Below are 19824 nucleotides of genomic sequence, written 5' to 3'. Positions count from 1 at the left end.
ATTCGCCTTGGACACACCCAGTAGATACTGGCTCATTATCCTGTCATCCAGGATCAACTCCTAAGGCTATCCCTTTTTGCTGATAGCCTTCGCGGTTGTCAGCGACCTTCTGTTTTTTCCCGTCGCGCTGAGTCAGGCTGTTTAATGGTCTGAAACCCAATTTGTTTCTGTGTGCCCTCCGAACTGTCCGATAATTTTTTGCATTGGGAGTCCCGGTCATGCTGAGCGCATTTCAACTGGAAAACAATCGTTTAACTCGCCTTGAGGCAGACGAAATCGAGCACCTGGCCAGTTCGGTTTGGGTCGATTTAGTCGAGCCGGATGACGAAGAACGAAACCGTGTGCAAAAGGACTTGGGCCAGAATCTGGCTACGCGCCCTGAACTGGAAGACATCGAAGCATCTGCGCGATTTTTTGAAGACGAAGACGGTCTGCACATTCACTCCTTCTTCTTCTATGAAGATGCCGACGATCACGCGGGTAACTCAACCGTCGCATTTACCATTCGCGAAGGTCGCCTGTTTACTCTGCGCGAGCGCGAGCTGCCGGCATTCCGCCTGTACCGCATGCGTGCGCGTAATCAGGCGATGGTGGATGGCAACGCCTACGAGCTGCTGCTCGACCTGTTCGAAACTAAAATTGAACAGTTGGCGGATGAGATCGAAAACATCTACAGCGACCTGGAAAAACTCAGCCGTGTGATCATGGAAGGGCGTCAGGGTGATGAATATGACGAAGCGCTTTCGACGCTGGCGGAACTGGAAGATATCGGCTGGAAGGTCCGCCTGTGTCTGATGGATACCCAGCGCGCACTGAACTTCCTGGTGCGTAAAGCGCGTTTGCCGGGGAGTCAGCTGGAACAGGCGCGCGAGATTCTGCGCGATATCGAATCCCTGCTGCCGCACAACGAATCACTGTTCCAGAAAGTTAACTTCCTGATGCAGGCGGCGATGGGCTTTATCAATATCGAGCAGAACCGCATCATCAAGATCTTCTCGGTGGTCTCTGTGGTGTTCCTGCCGCCGACGCTGGTGGCTTCCAGCTACGGGATGAACTTTGAGTTCATGCCGGAACTGCACTGGAGCTTCGGTTACCCAGGGGCGATTGTCTTTATGATGCTCGCGGGTCTGGCACCGTATCTGTACTTTAAGCGCAAGAACTGGCTGTAATGGCTGTGCCGGATGGCGGTTACGCCTTATCCGGCACTTCTTCAGCTCCGACGTACCCGTCGTTGCGTATAAATCGCATCCATCACGAAAACTGCCAGCGCCACCCAGATAAACGCAAACGTGACCATTTTATCCGCTCCCGGAACTTCACCGTAGAAAGTGACGGCCAGCAGGAACATTAGCGTGGGTCCGATATACTGGAAGAAACCCAGCGTGGACAGACGCAGGCGGGTCGCCGCGCCGGTAAAGCACAGCAGCGGAATGGTGGTCACGACACCTGCAGAAATTAGCAGCAGATTGAGCGACATGGGGTTTTGCCCCATATGGCTGGTTGGGCTGTCCGCGATGCCAAACAGATAGATAGCCGCAACAGGTAAAAGCCACAGGGTTTCGATCAGCATGCCGGTTTGTGCTTCGACGGCAATCTTCTTGCGTACCAGACCATAGAAAGCAAAGCTGAACGCCAGGCCCAACGCGATGATTGGCAGCGATCCGAAGGTCCACAGCTGTACCAGTACGCCGCAGGCGGCTAACAGTACCGCCAGCCACTGCATGCGACGAAAGCGCTCGCCGAGGAAAAGCATTCCCAGCACAATATTCACCAGAGGGTTAATAAAATAGCCCAGGCTGGCTTCCAGCATATGATGATTATTGACCGCCCAAATGAACAGCAGCCAGTTTCCACCGATGAGCACTGCAGAGAGCGCCAGCAGGAAGATCTTCTTTGGCGTTTGTAGCAGCGTTTTGATGCCCGACCACTGGCGGCTGATGCTCATCAGTACCACCATAAAGAAAAATGACCAGATGACGCGGTGCGTCAGGATCTCATCCGCCGGGACATAGTAAATCAGCTTGAAGTAGGCAGGAGCGATACCCCAAATAAAATAAGCAGCAAGAGCGAGTAACACGCCCTGCCGCGTTTGTTTAGCATCCATCGGGAAAACTCATTTCAGAAATGTAACAGCAGTTTACCTTTTTTTGAGCACTTACCCCACCATATAAGTGGCGGTTGCACTGGCAATATAAAGCTGTTCTTCGTTATGCAGTTCCACGCGCGCAACGGCGACTTTATTTCCCGCCCGCAGCAGGCTACTGGTGGCGGTAAAGCGATTTCCTCTCCCTGGGCGCAGGTAATCAACGCGCAAATCGATTGTTCCCATGCGTGACATTCGCTGACGCAGTTCGTCCTCGCTGATCGTCTCATGGCGGGTCAGCGTACTGCCAACGCACACCAGCCCGGCGGCAACGTCCAGCGCCGACGCGATCACGCCGCCATGCAGAATGCTTTGCGCCCAGTTGCCGACCATCATCGGTTGATTATTAAAGGCTAATTGAGCAAATTCTTTCTCATAGCGTTCAAGCTCCAGACCCAGCGCCCGGTTAAACGGCATATGATAGACAAACATTTCACCCACTAACTTCAGCGCTTCCTCAGCAGTAAGTACGGCAGACATACGATCCCTACATCTCAATGGTTAATGAAATGTTGATATTATGCTTATTATTTGTTGTTTTCTACTTTAGGACGGGATAACTAACGAGGAACTCGCTAAGTATGTAGAATACTTGCCAGATAATTATACAATTCATCAATATTTAGGTTCAGGAGAACATTACCGATGCGGGCGATTCTGGGATGGTTACTACCAGCAGTCATGCTGCCGTTGACCGCGTATGCGCAGGAAGCGACAGTGAAAGAGATTCATGATGCACCGGCGGTTCGCGGCAGTATCATCGCCAACATGCTGCAGGAGCATGACAACCCTTTCACGCTTTATCCTTATGAGACCAACTATCTCATCTACACCAATACCAGCGACATGAATAAAGAGGCAATCAGCAGCTATAGCTGGTCCGAAAATGCGCGCAAAGATGAGGTTAAGTTTCAGCTAAGCCTGGCGTTTCCGCTCTGGCGCGGAATATTAGGCCCGAACTCGGTACTCGGCGGTTCCTATACCCAGAAATCCTGGTGGCAGCTTTCGAACAGTGAAGAGTCTGCACCGTTTCGCGAAACCAACTATGAACCGCAATTGTTCCTCGGTTTCGCCACCGACTATCGCTTTGCCGGTTGGACGCTCCGCGATGTCGAAATGGGCTATAACCATGACTCCAATGGTCGATCCGACCCCACCTCACGTAGCTGGAACCGCCTTTACACCCGGCTGATGGCTGAAAACGGTAACTGGCTGGTGGAAGTTAAGCCGTGGTACGTTATCGGCAGCACTGACGATAACCCTGATATCACCAAATATATGGGCTACTATCAGTTGAAAATGGGTTATCACCTGGGTGACGCGGTGATCAGTGTGAAAGGTCAGTACAACTGGAATACCGGCTACGGCGGCGCAGAGCTGGGGGCCAGTTATCCCATTACCAAGCATGTGCGTCTTTATACCCAGGTCTACAGCGGCTACGGCGAATCACTGATTGACTACAACTTCAATCAGACCCGTGTTGGCGTGGGTGTAATGCTTAACGATATCTTCTGACAGGTATTGAGAGTATTTTAATCATTGCAGTTTCTCTCTCAGGCGCTGAAAATAGCGCCTGTTTTTATTTCAGGCTAATGGGGTTAATGTGGCGCAGGCGGAAGTGTTGAATCTGGAAATGGGCGCTAAACAGGTTTTGCAGGAAACCTTTGGCTACCAACAGTTTCGCCCTGGTCAGGAAGAAATCATTGATACCGTGATCGCTGGTCGCGACTGCCTGGTCGTTATGCCGACCGGTGGCGGAAAATCCCTGTGCTATCAAATTCCCGCATTATTGCTTAACGGCCTCACCGTTGTTGTTTCTCCGCTGATTTCTCTGATGAAAGATCAGGTCGATCAACTGCTTGCCAACGGCGTGGCGGCCGCGTGTCTGAACTCCACCCAAAGTCGTGAGCAGCAGCTTGAGGTGATGGCAGGCTGTCGTAGCGGGCAGATTCGCTTACTGTACATTGCGCCCGAACGCCTGATGCTGGATAACTTCCTTGAAAATCTGGCGCACTGGAACCCGGTGCTGCTGGCGGTTGATGAAGCGCACTGTATTTCGCAGTGGGGGCATGATTTCCGCCCGGAATACGCCGCGCTGGGGCAGTTGCGTCAGCGTTTCCCAACTCTGCCGTTTGTCGCGCTGACCGCGACCGCGGACGAGACAACCCGGCTGGATATTGTGCGTCTGCTGGGGCTCAACGACCCGTTAATTCAGATCAGCAGCTTTGATCGCCCGAATATTCGCTACATGTTGATGGAGAAGTTTAAGCCGCTCGATCAACTGATGCGCTACGTGCAAGAGCAGCGCGGTAAGTCCGGTATTATCTACTGTAACAGTCGCGCTAAAGTAGAAGACACCGCCGCGCGTCTGCAAAGCCGAGGCATTAGCGCCGGGGCTTATCATGCCGGGCTGGAAAACGCTGTACGTGCAGAAGTGCAGGAGAAATTCCAGCGTGATGACCTGCAAATCGTCGTAGCGACCGTGGCGTTTGGCATGGGAATCAACAAACCCAACGTACGCTTCGTGGTGCATTTCGATATTCCGCGCAACATCGAGTCCTATTACCAGGAAACCGGCCGCGCCGGGCGTGACGGCCTGCCTGCGGAAGCAATGCTGTTTTACGATCCGGCTGATATGGCATGGCTGCGCCGTTGCCTCGAAGAGAAACCCGCCGGACAACTGCTGGATATCGAACGGCATAAGCTCAATGCGATGGGGGCGTTTGCCGAGGCGCAAACCTGTCGTCGTCTGGTGCTGTTGAACTATTTTGGCGAGGGGCGTCAGGAGCCGTGTGGTAACTGCGACATCTGTCTCGACCCGCCAAAACAGTACGACGGACTCATGGATGCGCGCAAAGCGCTGTCGACTATCTACCGTGTTAATCAACGCTTTGGTATGGGTTATGTCGTGGAGGTTCTGCGCGGAGCGAATAACCAGCGAATTCGCGAGCTGGCCCATGACAAGCTGCCTGTCTATGGCATTGGTCGTGAGCAAAGCCACGAACATTGGGTAAGCGTTATCCGCCAGCTTATTCATCTTGGGCTGGTGACGCAGAATATTGCTCATCACTCCGCGTTACAGCTAACCGAAGCCGCGCGTCCGGTACTGCGTGGTGATGTTGCGCTACAGCTTGCGGTACCGCGTATTGTGGCGCTGAAACCGCGAGCGATGCAGAAATCCTTCGGTGGCAACTACGATCGCAAACTGTTCGCCAAATTGCGGAAGCTGCGTAAAGCCATTGCTGATGAAGAGAATATCCCGCCGTATGTAGTGTTCAACGATGCCACGCTGATTGAAATGGCTGAGCAGATGCCAGTTTCACCGAGCGAAATGCTGAGCGTTAATGGCGTGGGGATGCGTAAACTTGAGCGTTTTGGCAAAGAGTTTATGGCGCTTATTCGCGCGCACGTTGATGGTGACGACGAAGAGTAGTCAGCCAGGCAAAAAAGTGCCAGGATGGTGACTCACTGAACTATTTCCCCCGCGAGTCATTTTTATGTTAACGCTATTTTTCACCGTTGCGTTGGTGCATATCGTTGCGCTGATGAGCCCTGGTCCCGACTTTTTCTTTGTTTCTCAAACAGCGGTTAGCCGTTCGCGCAAAGAAGCCATGATGGGCGTGCTGGGTATTACCTGTGGCGTCATGGTCTGGGCTGGCGTAGCGCTGCTCGGCCTACATCTGATTATCGAAAAAATGGCCTGGCTGCACACCATTATTATGGTGGGCGGGGGGCTGTATCTGTGCTGGATGGGTTATCAGATGCTACGCGGCGCGTTTAAAAAACAGGATGTTGCGACTCCCACTCCGCAAGTTGAGCTGGCGCAGAGCGGACGCAGCTTTTTGAAGGGGCTGCTGACCAACCTGGCGAACCCTAAAGCCATTATCTATTTTGGCTCCGTGTTCTCATTGTTCGTTGGCGATAACGTGGGAACGGGCGCACGCTGGGGGATCTTTGCCCTGATCATCGTGGAAACGTTGGCGTGGTTTACCGTAGTCGCCAGCCTGTTTGCACTGCCGAAAATGCGTCGTGGCTATCAGCGTCTGGCGAAGTGGATTGATGGTTTTGCCGGTGCGCTGTTTGCGGGCTTCGGTATCCACCTGATTATTTCGCGTTAAGTTTCTTCCGGGCCGGATAAGCGCAAGCGCCTCCGGCACCTTCATCAGGCATGCCGTGCCGAGGCTAACAAGGCGCCTATCAGCATAAACAGCGAGCCAAACACTTTGTTTAACGCTTTCATTTGCTTTGGCCCTTTAATCCAGCCAGCAATGCGCGTGGCCAGCGTCGCGTAACCGATCATCACAATGATATCGACCACGATGGTCGTGACGCCAAGCACCACATACTGCATTAACTGCGGTTCCTGTGGCAGGATAAACTGCGGGAACAGGGCGGCAAGGAAAACAATGCTCTTGGGGTTGGTCAGATTAACAAAGACAGCGCGTTTAAACAGGCGGCTGCGCGATTGCGTATTCGCCATGGTGTTCAGATCGATAGCACCCGCCGCCCGCCATTGCTGAATACCCAGCCAAATCAGATAGGCCGCCCCCGCCCACTTCAGCACCTCAAATGCGATAACCGAACGTGAAAATAGCGTTCCCAGTCCTACGCCAACCAGAACGATATGAATGCCAAGTCCTGTCTGCAAACCAGCAATCGACGCGCTGGCGCCGCGATAACCGTGACTGATGGTGGTGGTCATGGTGTTGATTGCGCCAGAGCCTGGAGACAAGCTCAAAATAATAGAGGTCAACAGGTAGGCGAACCACCATTCAAAGGTCATGAGAAACTCCCGGATTGTCTATTTTTATGCCACAATACGCTACTGCCGTTAGGTTGTGTCAGCGACGGCGAAAAAAACGATTTTACTTGGTCAGCGAGGCTGGATACCCGATGTTTCAGCAGCAAAAAGACTGGGAAACAAGAGAAAACGCGTTTGCTGCTTTTTCCATGGGGCCACTGACAGATTTCTGGCGTCAGCGGGAAGAAGCGGAATTTACGGGCGTGGATGATATCCCCGTCCATTTTGTGCGTTTTCACGCAGAAAAAAACGATCGCGTCATCGTCGTCTGTCCTGGACGCATTGAAAGCTACGTGAAATACGCTGAACTGGCGTATGACCTGTTTCATTCTGGTTTTGACGTCCTCATTATCGATCACCGTGGCCAGGGGCGTTCCGGGCGTATGCTTTCGGACCCGCATCGCGGTCATGTCGATAACTTTAATGACTATGTCGACGATTTAACCGCCTTCTGGCAGCAGGAAGTGCTACCCGGTCCGTGGAGAAAGCGCTATATACTGGCGCATTCAATGGGCGGAGCGATAGCCACGTTATTCTTGCAGCGCCACCCGAATCAGTGTGATGCCATCGCGCTTTGCGCGCCGATGTTTGGTATTGTGATGCGCTTTCCCGACTGGATGGTACGCCACATTCTGGACTGGGCTGAAGGGCATCCGCGGATCCGCGAAGGTTATGCGATGGGGACCGGGCGCTGGCGGGCGCTGCCATTCGGTATGAATGCGTTAACCCATAGTCGACAGCGCTATCGGCGCAATCTACGCTTCTATGCGGATGAGCCGCGGCTGCGCGTTGGCGGCCCCACCTACCACTGGGTACGTGAAGGTATTCTGGCAGGCGAACAGGTTCTGGCTGGAGCAGGAGACGACGCGACGCCGACGCTGCTGATTCAGGCCGAAGAAGAGCGTGTGGTAGATAACCGCATGCACGATCGTTTTTGTGAACTCCGCGCCGCAGCGGGCCATCCCGTAGAAGGGGGGGCAGCCGCTGGTCATCAAAGGCGCGTACCATGAGATCCTTTTTGAAAAGGACGCAATGCGCTCAGTCGCGCTTAACGCTATTGTCGAATTTTTCGACAAGCATAACTCATCCAGCGGAACCCGCTTTGCCTAGAGGTTTAATTTTCTTATGTATCAGGTTGTTGCGTCTGATTTAGACGGTACGCTGCTTTCTCCCGACCATACTCTGTCCCCTTATGCCAAAGAGACGCTGAAGTTATTGACCGCTCGTGGCGTTAACTTTGTGTTTGCGACTGGCCGTCATCATGTTGATGTGGGGCAAATTCGCGATAACCTCGGCATTAAAACCTACATGATCACGTCCAACGGCGCGCGTGTGCATGATTCTGACGGGAATCTGGTGTTTTCCCATAACCTGGATCGCGACATTGCCAGCGACCTGTTTGGCGTAGTGAATGCAAACCCGGACATCGTGACCAACGTTTATCGTGATGATGAGTGGTTTATGAACCGCCATCGCCCGGACGAAATGCGCTTCTTCAAAGAAGCAGTGTTTAACTATTCACTGTTTGAACCTGCGCTACTGGAGCCGGAAGGCGTGAGTAAGGTGTTTTTCACCACCGATTCTCACGAAAGGCTGCTGCCGCTGGAGCAGGCGATTAACGCCCGCTGGGGCGACCGCGTCAACGTCAGTTTCTCTACGCTTACCTGCCTGGAAGTCATGGCTGGCGGCGTATCGAAAGGTCATGCGCTTGAAGCGGTAGCGAAAGCGATGGGCTACAGCCTGAAAGATTGCATCGCTTTTGGCGACGGGATGAACGATGCGGAAATGCTCTCCATGGCGGGTAAAGGCTGCATTATGGGCAATGCTCACCAGCGCCTGAAGGATCTGCATCCGGAACTGGAAGTCATTGGTCTCAATGCCGACGATGCCGTGCCGCATTATCTGCGTGAGCTGTTTTTGCAGTAATGTTTTTGTTCGTTAGTTGACCAGATGTCAACTTAAAACTTCGCTACAATGGGCGTACCTTTTGTTAAGAGACATCCATTGTGGCGTTACTCATCATTACCACAATTCTGTGGGCCTTTTCCTTTAGCCTGTTTGGCGAGTACCTTGCCGGTCATGTCGATAGCTATTTTGCGGTGCTGGTGCGCGTTGGGCTGGCGGCGCTGGTGTTCCTGCCGTTTTTACGTACCCGTGGACATAGCGTAAAAACCATCGCGCTGTATATGCTGGTGGGCGCCATGCAGCTTGGCATTATGTATATGCTGAGTTTTCACGCCTATCTGTACCTGACGGTTTCAGAACTGCTGCTCTTTACCGTGCTGACGCCGCTCTACATTACGCTGATTTATGACCTGATGAGCGGACGTTGTCTGCGCTGGAGCTACGCCTTCAGTGCGTTGCTGGCGGTGATTGGTGCGGGGATCATTCGTTACGATCAGGTGACCAGCCACTTCTGGACCGGCCTGCTGCTGGTGCAGTTGTCCAATATCAGCTTTGCTATTGGCATGGTGGGCTACAAGCGTCTGATGGAAACGCGGCCAATGCCGCAGCACAACGCCTTTGCCTGGTTTTACATGGGGGCCTTTATGGTGGCGGTCGTGGCCTGGTTCATGCTGGGGAATGCGCAGAAAATGCCTGCAACCACGCTACAGTGGGGAATTCTGGTCTTTCTTGGCGTGGCAGCGTCCGGCATTGGTTACTTTATGTGGAACTACGGCGCGACCCAGGTGGATGCGGGGACGCTGGGCATCATGAACAATATGCATGTGCCGGCCGGGCTGCTGGTTAACCTGGCTATCTGGCATCAACAGCCTCACTGGCCAAGCTTCATCATTGGTGCGGCTGTGATAGTGGCTTCACTGTGGGTACATCGAAAGTGGGTCGTTCCGCACTCCGTACAAACGGCAGGTGATCGCAGGCGTGATTCCGCGCTGAGCGAATAAACGCTTCCGTGACTGGCTGTCGCTGCTCGCCATCGCGCACGGCGGCGTACAGCCGACTCCACAATCCATCACCCAGGGTTTTGGTCACCACCAGGCCCTGGCGTTCAAAACTCTCCACCACCCAGTGCGGTAAAGCTGCAATACCCATTCTGGCTGCAACCATCTGAATCAGCAGCAGGGTGTTATCCACGCTCTTCAGCGACGGACTAACGCCCGCAGGCTGCAAGAAATGCCGCCAGACATCCAGTCGACTCCGTTGCACCGGGTAAATAAGCAGCGTCTCACTGGCTAAATCCTCCGGCGTGATCTGCGTCTTGCTGGCCAGCGGATGGTCCGGCGCCAGTACCAGGCGGACTTCAAAATCGAACATCGGCGAGTAGTGCAGTCCGCTACGCGGCAGAATGTCGGATGTCAGCACCAGATCCAGCTCATCCTGTTGTAGCGCTGGTTGCGGATCGAACGTCACGCCGGATTTAAAGTCCATCTCCACCTGCGGCCAGTTGGCACGAAAATTCTCCAGCGCGGGCGTCAGCCATTGAATACAGCTATGGCATTCAATAGCGATCCGCAGCCGGGTTTGCTGCGGTTCGTTGCAGGCCTGCAGCGCACGACCAATTTGCGGCAACACCTGATTTGCTAACTGCAGCAAAATTTCGCCTTGCGGCGTAAAGCGCAGAGGCTGGCTTTTACGGATAAAAAGTCGAAAGCCAAGGCGCTGTTCCAGATCGCTGAACTGGTGAGAGAGGGCGGATTGGGTCTGATGCAACGTCGCCGCTGCGGCCGCCAGCGAACCACTATTCCGCAACGCCTGGAGCGTTTTCAGGTGTTTAATCTCGATCATGAAAGTCCTTCACTTCGGCATGAACAAATTGCGCTTGAGGAATATACAGTAACTGTCAATTATGGATGTGTAAACATCTGGATGGCTAAAATCCTTCGTCTTTTAAATTTATGGTGCGTTGGCTGTGTTTTTCCACCCCGGTCACTTACTTCAGTAAGCTCCTGGGATGAATAAACTTGCCACCCTCCCTAAATTAAAAATCAATAGGATTTACATATAATTAGAGGAAGAAAAATGACAATACTTAATCACACCCTCGGTTTCCCTCGCGTTGGCCTGCGTCGCGAGCTGAAAAAAGCGCAAGAAAGCTACTGGGCGGGAAATTCTTCCTGTGAAGATTTGCTAACCGTTGGCCGCGAGCTGCGTGCCCGTCACTGGGATCAGCAGAAGCAGGCGGGCGTTGACCTGCTGCCGGTGGGCGATTTTGCCTGGTACGATCACGTGCTGACCACCAGCCTGCTGCTCGGCAACGTTCCGGCTCGTCATCAAAATAAAGACGGCTCGGTCGATATCGATACCTTATTCCGCATTGGCCGTGGCCGCGCACCAACCGGGGAGCCCGCGGCGGCGGCAGAAATGACCAAATGGTTTAACACCAACTATCACTACATGGTGCCAGAGTTTACCAAAGGTCAGCAGTTCAAACTGACCTGGACCCAACTGTTAGATGAAGTGGATGAAGCGTTGGCGCTCGGTCACAAGGTGAAACCTGTGCTGCTGGGACCGGTAACTTACCTGTGGCTGGGGAAAGTGAAGGGCGAACAGTTTGACCGCCTGAGCCTGTTGAACGATATTCTGCCGGTTTACCAGCAGGTGCTGGCTGAGCTGGCGAAACGCGGTATTGAGTGGGTGCAGATTGATGAACCGGCTCTGGTGCTGGAGCTGCCTCAGGTTTGGCTGAACGCCTTCAAACCGGCGTATGACGCGCTGACGGGTCAGGTAAAGCTGCTGCTGACCACCTACTTCGAAGGCGTAACGCCAAACCTGGATACCATTACCGCGCTGCCGGTGCAGGGGCTGCACGTTGACTTCGTGCACGGTAAAGATGATGTGGCCGAGCTGCACAAGCGTCTGCCTGCCGACTGGTTGCTGTCAGCGGGGCTGGTGAACGGTCGCAACGTCTGGCGTGCCGATCTCAGCGAAAAATACGCGCAAATTAAAGATATCGTCGGTAAACGTGACCTGTGGGTAGCTTCTTCCTGCTCCTTGCTGCACAGCCCAATCGATCTCAGCGTGGAAACCCGCCTTGATGCAGAAGTGAAGAGCTGGTTTGCCTTCGCCCTACAAAAATGCGGCGAGCTGGCGCTGCTGCGTGATGCGTTGAACAGCGGTGATACGGCGGCAATTGTGGCGTGGAGCGCACCGATCCAGGCTCGTCGTCACTCTACCCGCGTACACAACGCCGCAGTGGAAAAACGTCTGGCGGCGATCACCGCCCAGGACAGCCAACGTGCCAACGCTTACCCGGTTCGCGCCGAAGCGCAGCGTGCCCGCTTTAATCTGCCGGCATGGCCGACTACCACTATCGGTTCATTCCCGCAAACCACGGAAATTCGCGGCCTGCGTCTGGACTTCAAAAAGGGCAATCTGGATGCCGGTAACTACCGCACCGGTATCGCGGAACATATCAAACAGGCGATTGTTGAACAGGAACGTCTGGGGCTCGACGTGCTGGTGCACGGTGAAGCCGAACGTAACGACATGGTGGAATATTTTGGCGAGCACCTGGACGGATTCGTCTTTACCCAGAATGGTTGGGTGCAGAGCTACGGCTCTCGCTGCGTGAAACCACCGGTGGTTATTGGCGATGTCAGCCGCCCGGAAGCGATCACCGTGGAGTGGGCGAAGTATGCCCAGTCGCTGACCGACAAACCGGTAAAAGGCATGTTGACCGGTCCGGTGACCATTCTCTGCTGGTCATTCCCGCGTGAAGACGTGACGCGTGAAACCATCGCTAAGCAGATTGCGCTGGCGCTGCGTGATGAGGTAGCGGATCTGGAAGCGGCGGGTATTGGCATCATCCAGATTGACGAACCGGCACTGCGCGAAGGTCTGCCACTGCGCCGCAGCGACTGGGCGGCGTATCTGGAGTGGGGCGTGGAAGCCTTCCGCATTAACGCGGCGGTGGCGAAGGATGAAACCCAGATCCACACCCACATGTGTTACTGCGAGTTCAACGACATTATGGACTCCATTGCGGCGCTGGACGCGGACGTGATCACCATTGAGACTTCACGCTCTGATATGGAGTTGCTGGAATCGTTTGAAGAGTTCGACTATCCGAACGAAATCGGGCCGGGCGTATACGATATTCACTCGCCGAACGTCCCGAGCGTGGAGTGGATTGAAGCCCTGCTGAAGAAAGCCGAGCAGCGTATTCCGGCCGAGCGTCTGTGGGTCAACCCGGACTGCGGCCTGAAAACGCGCGGTTGGCCGGAAACCCGCGCCGCGCTGGCGAACATGGTCAAAGCTGCGCAGAACCTGCGTCAGGCGTAATTCCTTGCCGGTGGCCGGGAAGCGCAAGCGCTTACCCGGCTTACAGGAAATAGCAAGAGTTGTAGGCCCGGTAAGGTGTAGTCGCCGCCGGGCAATTAACGTTTATTTCTTCCCGCCGTATTGTGTGAACCACTCCAGCATTCTCAGCCAGCCATCTTTTGCGGACTCTTCGTGATAGCTCGGACGATAATCGGCGTTAAACGCATGTCCGGCATCGGGATAGACCACGATTTCCGCTTTTGCATTGGCGGCACGCAGCGCCTGACGCATTGTTTCAACGGTATCTTGCGGAATACTGGTGTCCTGGCCGCCATAAAGTCCCAGAACGGGGGCGTTAAGATCGGTCGCGATATCAACAGGATGTTTCGGTGAGTTGAGGGTTTTATCGCCCACCAGTTTGCCATACCACGCTACCGCCGCTTTTAACTGCGGATTATGAGCTGCATACAGCCAGGTGATGCGTCCACCCCAGCAAAATCCGGTGATCATCAACTGGTGGGCATCTCCTCCGTTACGAGAAGCCCAACTGGCGACGTGATCCAGATCGGCCAATACCTGAGAGTCAGGCACTTTGGCGACAAGGCTGCTGAGCAACGTGGGGATATCAGCAAAGTCATTGGGATCGCCTTCACGAAAATAGAGCTCTGGTGCGATAGCCAGATACCCTTCCAGAGCCAGACGGCGGCAAACGTCACGAATGTGTTCATGAATGCCAAAAATCTCCTGCACGACAATGACCACAGGCAGCGGGCCATCGGACTGTTTTGGTCGTGCGTGATACGCTGGCATATCATCGCCTTGTGAAGGTATGGACGTTACACCGGCGATAATGGCGTTATCCGGAGTGTGAACCGTGGTAGACGTCGGTGGAGATACAGCAGGTGCAAAGCCAGATTGTCGTGTTGTCATGGTATTCTCCGTACCCTTAAATATTCAGCCAAAAAGCGCATTGTTAACTATAGACACATGCAACGAACCACATTGCCTTAAACGGTCTATCTTTTGTGCAGGGCTTCCTTACATCGCATCATTTATGTGATTCAAGTCACTATTTTATGGTAATGGAATGCAATTGATTTACATCATAGTGATGACTGTCACGAAAATATGTTCATGCCTTCGGTAAAGTGTGTTTTTGCTTCTTCTGACAAAACCGATTCACAGAGGAGTTTTTATGTCTAAGTCTGATGTTTTTCATCTCGGCCTCACTAAGAACGATTTACAAGGGGCTCAGCTCGCTATCGTCCCTGGCGACCCGGAGCGTGTGGAAAAGATCGCCGCGCTGATGGATAAGCCGGTTAAGCTGGCATCTCATCGCGAGTTCACTACCTGGCGTGCTGAGCTGGATGGTAAAGCCGTGATCGTTTGCTCTACCGGTATCGGCGGTCCGTCAACCTCTATTGCCGTAGAAGAACTGGCACAGCTGGGCATTCGTACCTTCCTGCGTATCGGTACGACTGGTGCTATCCAGCCGCATATCAACGTAGGTGATGTACTGGTCACCACAGCATCTGTCCGTCTGGACGGTGCAAGCCTGCACTTCGCGCCAATGGAATTCCCGGCCGTCGCGGACTTCGAGTGCACCACCGCGCTGGTGGAAGCGGCGAAATCTATCGGCGCCACCACCCACGTAGGCGTTACCGCGTCTTCTGATACCTTCTATCCAGGCCAGGAGCGTTATGACACCTTCTCTGGTCGCGTAGTGAGCCGTTTCAAAGGCTCAATGGAAGAGTGGCAGTCTATGGGCGTCATGAACTACGAAATGGAATCTGCTACGCTGCTCACCATGTGCGCAAGCCAGGGTCTGCGTGCTGGTATGGTCGCGGGGGTTATCGTGAACCGTACTCAGCAAGAGATCCCTAATGCGGAAACGATGAAACAAACAGAAAGCCACGCGGTGAAAATCGTGGTGGAAGCTGCGCGTCGTTTACTGTAATTCTCCCGTCTATTCAAAAAGGCCGACGCGTTCGGCCTTTTTATTTTGCGTAGTGCCTCGCAGGAAATTCCTTTTAAACTGGACGTTTATACAGCACAATTCTATTTTGTGCGGGTAAGTCGTTGCTGTAAGGGGGCGTTGTGGATATTTCAATTATGATGAGTGCCGTGCTGGCGTTAGCCGCAGGGCTGCTGGTGGGATGGCTGGCAACAAAAGCGCATGCCGATCGGATCCGTGCCGACCTCATCGAAGAACGACGCGAACTGGATATTGCGCTAAGCGCCGCCCGCCAGCAGCTCTCACAGGAAGCCCACTGGCGCGATGAGTGCGAACTACTCAATAACGAATTGCGCAGCCTGCACAGCATCAACACCTCTCTGGAAGCCGATCTTCGAGAAGTCACTACCCGACTGGAAGCGACGCAGCAGCATGCGGAAGATAAAATCCGCCAGATGATCAACAGCGAACAGCGTCTGAGCGAACAGTTTGAAAATCTGGCGAACCGTATTTTCGAGCACAGCAACCGTCGTGTAGATGAGCAAAATCGCCAAAGCCTGAACAGTCTGCTTACACCGCTTCGCGAACAACTGGACGGTTTTCGACGCCAGGTTCAGGATAGCTTTGGTAAAGAGGCGCAAGAACGCCATACTCTGGCGCACGAAATTCGTAATCTGCAGCAACTGAACGCGCAGATGGCGCAGGAAGCGGTAAACCTGACGCGGGCATTAAAAGGCGATAACAAAACGCAGGGCAACTGGGGCGAGGTCGTACTCACGCGGGTGCTTGAGGCTTCCGGTCTGCGCGAAGGCTATGAATACGAAACCCAGGTCAGCATTGAGAACGATGCCCGTTCGCGGATGCAGCCAGATGTCATCGTCCGGTTACCGCAGGGCAAAGATGTGGTGATCGACGCGAAAATGACGCTGGTCGCCTATGAACGCTATTTTAATGCTGAAGATGAATACACCCGCGAGAGCGCGTTGCAGGAGCACATCGCCTCGGTACGAAACCATATCCGTCTGCTGGGGCGCAAAGACTATCAGCAGCTTCCTGGGCTACGCACACTTGACTATGTGCTGATGTTTATCCCCGTTGAGCCTGCTTTTTTACTGGCGCTCGATAGACAGCCTGAACTGATTACCGAAGCACTTAAAAATAACATTATGCTGGTTAGCCCTACCACGTTGTTGGTGGCATTGCGCACGATTGCCAACTTGTGGCGCTACGAGCATCAGAGTCGTAATGCGCAACAGATTGCCGATCGGGCCAGCAAACTTTATGACAAGATGCGATTGTTTGTGGATGATATGTCGGCAATTGGCCAAAGCCTGGATAAAGCTCAGGATAACTACCGACAGGCGATGAAAAAACTCTCTTCAGGTCGTGGAAACGTCCTGTCGCAGGCAGAAGCGTTTCGCAGTTTAGGCGTGGAAATTAAGCGCGAGATTAATCCTGAACTGGCTGAACAAGCCACTACGCAGGATGAAGAGTACCGCTTGCGTTCGGTCCCTGAAACGCAGCAGGATGAACCTTACCCTGATGATGAAGCAGTAAACCAGCAATCAAACTAGTCCGTTTGGGGTAGTTGAACCGGGCAGAAGGGTAGGGCAAATTGGCCCAATCTGTTACACTTCTTGAACATTTTTTGGATGAGCAGGCACTGAGATGGTGGATAATTCACAAGAAACGACGCACTTTGGCTTTCAGACCGTCGCTAAAGAGCAGAAAGCTGACATGGTGGCCCACGTTTTTCATTCTGTGGCGTCTAAATATGACGTTATGAATGACTTAATGTCATTTGGCATTCATCGTTTGTGGAAGCGCTTCACCATTGACTGCAGTGGCGTGCGTCGCGGGCAAACCGTTCTCGATTTGGCGGGCGGTACGGGCGATCTGACGGCGAAATTCTCTCGCATGGTAGGCGAAACTGGCAAAGTTGTGCTGGCGGATATCAACGACTCAATGCTCAAAATGGGTCGCGAAAAGCTGCGTAATATCGGCGTCGTGGGTAACGTTGAGTACGTTCAGGCGAATGCGGAAGCATTACCTTTCCCAGACAACACGTTTGACTGCATCACCATCTCTTTCGGTCTGCGCAACGTAACGGATAAAGACAAAGCATTACGATCTATGTATCGCGTGTTGAAGCCGGGCGGACGTCTACTGGTGCTGGAGTTCTCCAAGCCGATTATCGAACCGCTGAGCAAAGCCTACGACGCATACTCTTTCCACGTTTTGCCGCGCATTGGTTCTATGGTGGCAAGCGATGCAGACAGTTATCGCTATTTGGCGGAGTCCATCCGCATGCATCCCGATCAGGACACCTTAAAAGCAATGATGCAAGATGCCGGGTTCGAAAGCGTTGATTACTACAACCTGACGGCAGGTGTCGTGGCGCTGCATCGTGGTTACAAGTTCTGACAGGAGATTGGGGATGCCTTTAAAACCCTTAGTGACCGCCGGCGTTGAAAATTTGCTTAACACCTTTCTGTATCGTTCTCCTGCGCTCAAGTCAGCCAGAACGCGTTTACAGGGCAAAGTGCTGCGTGTTGAGCTAAAAGGATTTTCAACACCGTTAGTGCTGGTGTTTAGTGAGTGCCAGGTCGATGTGCTGGGGGCATGGGAAGGCGAAGCCGATTGCACCGTAATCACACATGCCAGCGTGTTACCGAAATTACGCGACCGGCAGCAACTCACCACGCTTATCCGCAGTGGTGAGCTGGAGGTTCAGGGCGATATCCAGGTGGTACAGAATTTTGTCGCGTTGGCCGATCTGGCGGAGTTTGATCCCGCAGAACTGTTAGCACCCTATACCGGCGATATCGTCGCTGAAGGGGTCAGCAAATTTTTGCGTGGTGGAGCGAAGTTCCTGTGCCAAAACATTCAACGCCAGCAGCGCTATGTTGCCGAAGCGATCACCGAAGAGTGGCGTATGGCTCCTGGTCCGCTTGAGGTTGCATGGTTTGCAGAAGAAACGGCAGCCGTTGAGCGTGCGGTCGAATCTCTGGCCAAACGGCTGGAAAAACTGGAGGCCAAATGACGCCAGGTGAAGTACGGCGCCTTTATTTCATCATTCGCACTTTTTTAAGCTACGGTCTTGATGAACTCATCCCCAAAATGCGTATCACGCTGCCGCTCCGGTTGTGGCGTTACACGCTGTTCTGGATGCCCAACCGACATAAAGACAAACCGCTGGGAGAACGGCTGAGACTGGCTTTACAGGAGCTCGGCCCGGTGTGGATTAAGTTCGGGCAAATGCTCTCTACCCGCCGTGATCTTTTCCCGCCGCACATCGCCGATCAGCTAGCGCTATTGCAGGATCGGGTAGCCCCATTCGATGGGCAAAGAGCGAAAGAACAAATCGAAGAGGCGATGGGGGGGCTGCCCGTCGAAGAATGGTTTGATGATTTTGAGATCACACCGCTGGCATCCGCGTCTATTGCTCAGGTTCACACCGCGCGACTGAAATCGAATGGGAAAGAGGTGGTGATCAAAGTTATCCGCCCGGACATACTGCCGGTAATTAAAGCGGATTTGAAACTGATCTACCGCCTTGCCCGCTGGGTACCTCGCCTGATGCCAGACGGCCGCCGCCTGCGACCAACAGAAGTGGTCCGTGAATATGAAAAAACGTTGATTGATGAGCTGAATCTGCTGCGCGAGTCGGCGAACGCGATTCAGCTGCGACGTAATTTTGAAGACAGCCCAATGCTGTACATCCCGGAAGTGTACTCTGACTATTGCAGTCAGAACATGATGGTGATGGAGCGCATTTACGGTATTCCCGTTTCAGATGTCACCTCGCTTGAGAAGAACGGCACCAATATGAAGCTGCTGGCTGAACGCGGTGTTCAGGTCTTCTTTACTCAGGTATTCCGCGACAGCTTTTTCCATGCGGATATGCACCCTGGGAACATTTTCGTGAGTTATGAGCATCCTGAAAACCCGAAATACATTGGTATTGATTGTGGGATTGTGGGTTCTTTAAACAAAGAAGATAAGCGTTATCTGGCTGAAAACTTCATCGCGTTCTTTAACCGCGACTACCGCAAAGTTGCTGAACTGCATGTGGATTCTGGCTGGGTTCCGCCGGATACCAACGTAGAAGAGTTTGAATTTGCCATTCGTACCGTGTGCGAGCCGATTTTCGAAAAACCGCTGGCGGAGATTTCCTTTGGCCATGTGCTGTTAAATCTGTTCAACACAGCGCGCCGATTCAATATGGAAGTTCAGCCTCAACTGGTATTGCTACAGAAGACTCTGCTGTACGTTGAAGGTGTCGGACGACAGCTCTACCCGCAGTTAGATTTGTGGAAAACGGCCAAGCCTTTCCTCGAATCCTGGATCAAAGATCAGGTCGGTATTCCGGCGCTTGTTAGGGCATTTAAAGAAAAAGCACCGTTCTGGGTCGAAAAAATGCCAGAAATACCTGAACTGGTGTATGACAGTTTGCGCCAGGGCAAATATTTACAGCACAGTGTTGATAAGATTGCCCGCGAGCTTCACGCGAATCATGTACGTCAGGGACAATCCCGTTATTTATTGGGCATTGGTGCAACATTGTTGCTCAGTGGAACATTCCTGCTGGTAAGCCGTCCTGAGTGGGGGCTTATGCCGGGCTGGTTAATGGCCGGCGGTGTCTTAGCCTGGTTGATCGGCTGGCGCAAAATGCGCTGAATTTTTCATCGCCCTAGGCAGGTC

The 19824-nt window shown here is 53.3% G+C and carries 18 protein-coding genes and 1 pseudogene; 14 read left to right on the top strand and 5 right to left on the bottom strand.

Features of this window, described 5'->3' with window-relative positions:
• The first annotated feature begins 7 nt into the window (after positions 1-7).
• Both ysgD and corA read left to right on the top strand, forming a co-directional pair.
• Positions 8-64 carry a YsgD/CorL family protein gene (gene ysgD, locus OGV38_RS17360; protein WP_212723238.1) on the top strand — a complete coding sequence of 19 codons (57 nt, stop codon included), beginning with the start codon at positions 8-10 and terminating at the stop codon, positions 62-64.
• 154 nt (positions 65-218) lie between these two features.
• A complete protein-coding gene (gene corA, locus OGV38_RS17355) occupies positions 219-1169 on the top strand; it encodes a magnesium/cobalt transporter CorA (protein WP_003017920.1) in 951 nt (316 codons plus the stop codon).
• A gap of 41 nt (positions 1170-1210) precedes the next feature.
• Here corA and rarD read toward each other — a convergent pair whose 3' ends face one another.
• The gene (gene rarD / locus OGV38_RS17350; protein WP_286474191.1) at positions 1211-2104 is read right to left on the bottom strand and encodes an EamA family transporter RarD; all 894 of its coding nucleotides are present in this window, start codon (positions 2102-2104) and stop codon (positions 1211-1213) included.
• 51 nt (positions 2105-2155) lie between these two features.
• A complete protein-coding gene (gene yigI / locus OGV38_RS17345) occupies positions 2156-2623 on the bottom strand; it encodes an acyl-CoA thioesterase YigI (RefSeq protein ID WP_003017917.1) in 468 nt (155 codons plus the stop codon).
• Positions 2624-2788: 165 nt separating this feature from the next.
• Here yigI and pldA point away from each other — a divergent pair, with 165 nt between their 5' ends.
• From pldA to rhtC, 3 genes are all read left to right on the top strand, one after another.
• On the top strand, positions 2789-3658 hold the full coding sequence (pldA, locus tag OGV38_RS17340; protein WP_016157849.1) for a phospholipase A: 870 nt from the start codon (positions 2789-2791) through the stop codon (positions 3656-3658).
• Positions 3659-3746: 88 nt separating this feature from the next.
• Positions 3747-5576 (top strand): ATP-dependent DNA helicase RecQ, encoded by a 1830-nt coding sequence (recQ, locus tag OGV38_RS17335; RefSeq protein WP_019078429.1) that lies wholly within the window; start codon positions 3747-3749, stop codon positions 5574-5576.
• Positions 5577-5640: 64 nt separating this feature from the next.
• The gene (gene rhtC / locus OGV38_RS17330; RefSeq protein WP_016155134.1) at positions 5641-6261 is read left to right on the top strand and encodes a threonine export protein RhtC; all 621 of its coding nucleotides are present in this window, start codon (positions 5641-5643) and stop codon (positions 6259-6261) included.
• 44 nt (positions 6262-6305) lie between these two features.
• Here the strand turns inward: rhtC and rhtB are convergent, their stop codons facing one another.
• Entirely contained in the window at positions 6306-6926 is a 621-nt protein-coding gene (gene rhtB / locus OGV38_RS17325; protein ID WP_286474188.1) for a homoserine/homoserine lactone efflux protein, read from the bottom strand.
• 110 nt (positions 6927-7036) lie between these two features.
• On the opposite strand from rhtB, the pseudogene pldB reads away from it, so the two are divergent.
• The 3 genes and pseudogenes from pldB to OGV38_RS17310 all read left to right on the top strand — a co-directional run bounded on the left by pldB (position 7037) and on the right by OGV38_RS17310 (position 9850).
• Positions 7037-8054, top strand: a pseudogene (pldB, locus tag OGV38_RS17320) (lysophospholipase L2).
• A 15-nt stretch (positions 8055-8069) separates the two neighbouring features.
• On the top strand, positions 8070-8870 hold the full coding sequence (yigL, locus tag OGV38_RS17315; protein WP_008787091.1) for a sugar/pyridoxal phosphate phosphatase YigL: 801 nt from the start codon (positions 8070-8072) through the stop codon (positions 8868-8870).
• A gap of 80 nt (positions 8871-8950) precedes the next feature.
• Positions 8951-9850, top strand: a complete 900-nt coding sequence (locus OGV38_RS17310) for a carboxylate/amino acid/amine transporter (protein ID WP_019078426.1) — start codon at positions 8951-8953, stop codon at positions 9848-9850.
• Here the strand turns inward: OGV38_RS17310 and metR are convergent.
• Positions 9738-10691 carry an HTH-type transcriptional regulator MetR gene (gene metR / locus OGV38_RS17305; protein WP_003017908.1) on the bottom strand — a complete coding sequence of 318 codons (954 nt, stop codon included), beginning with the start codon at positions 10689-10691 and terminating at the stop codon, positions 9738-9740. The genes OGV38_RS17310 and metR overlap by 113 nt on opposite strands.
• A gap of 234 nt (positions 10692-10925) precedes the next feature.
• Here metR and metE point away from each other — a divergent pair, with 234 nt between their 5' ends.
• Entirely contained in the window at positions 10926-13187 is a 2262-nt protein-coding gene (gene metE, locus OGV38_RS17300; protein WP_202194976.1) for a 5-methyltetrahydropteroyltriglutamate--homocysteine S-methyltransferase, read from the top strand.
• Between the two features lie 102 nt (positions 13188-13289).
• Here the strand turns inward: metE and OGV38_RS17295 are convergent, their stop codons facing one another.
• The gene (locus OGV38_RS17295; RefSeq protein ID WP_016155137.1) at positions 13290-14096 is read right to left on the bottom strand and encodes a dienelactone hydrolase family protein; all 807 of its coding nucleotides are present in this window, start codon (positions 14094-14096) and stop codon (positions 13290-13292) included.
• A 265-nt stretch (positions 14097-14361) separates the two neighbouring features.
• On the opposite strand from OGV38_RS17295, the gene udp reads away from it, so the two are divergent.
• The 5 genes from udp (at position 14362) to ubiB (ending at position 19800) form a co-directional block, all read left to right on the top strand.
• A complete protein-coding gene (gene udp / locus OGV38_RS17290) occupies positions 14362-15123 on the top strand; it encodes a uridine phosphorylase (protein WP_006686084.1) in 762 nt (253 codons plus the stop codon).
• Between the two features lie 140 nt (positions 15124-15263).
• A complete protein-coding gene (rmuC, locus tag OGV38_RS17285; protein WP_019078423.1) occupies positions 15264-16694 on the top strand; it encodes a DNA recombination protein RmuC in 1431 nt (476 codons plus the stop codon).
• A 94-nt stretch (positions 16695-16788) separates the two neighbouring features.
• Positions 16789-17544 (top strand): bifunctional demethylmenaquinone methyltransferase/2-methoxy-6-polyprenyl-1,4-benzoquinol methylase UbiE, encoded by a 756-nt coding sequence (gene ubiE / locus OGV38_RS17280; RefSeq protein ID WP_003017897.1) that lies wholly within the window; start codon positions 16789-16791, stop codon positions 17542-17544.
• 13 nt (positions 17545-17557) lie between these two features.
• Entirely contained in the window at positions 17558-18163 is a 606-nt protein-coding gene (ubiJ, locus tag OGV38_RS17275) for a ubiquinone biosynthesis protein UbiJ (RefSeq protein WP_286474180.1), read from the top strand.
• Positions 18160-19800, top strand: a complete 1641-nt coding sequence (gene ubiB, locus OGV38_RS17270) for a ubiquinone biosynthesis regulatory protein kinase UbiB (protein ID WP_016155140.1) — start codon at positions 18160-18162, stop codon at positions 19798-19800. Before ubiJ ends, ubiB begins: the two co-directional genes overlap by 4 nt.
• Positions 19801-19824 lie beyond the last annotated feature (24 nt).

Origin of the sequence: Citrobacter sp. Cb080, assembly GCF_030334745.1 — a bacterium.
Classification (GTDB): Bacteria; Pseudomonadota; Gammaproteobacteria; order Enterobacterales; family Enterobacteriaceae; genus Citrobacter; species Citrobacter braakii.
This window is presented reverse-complemented; position numbering and strand designations above follow the sequence as displayed.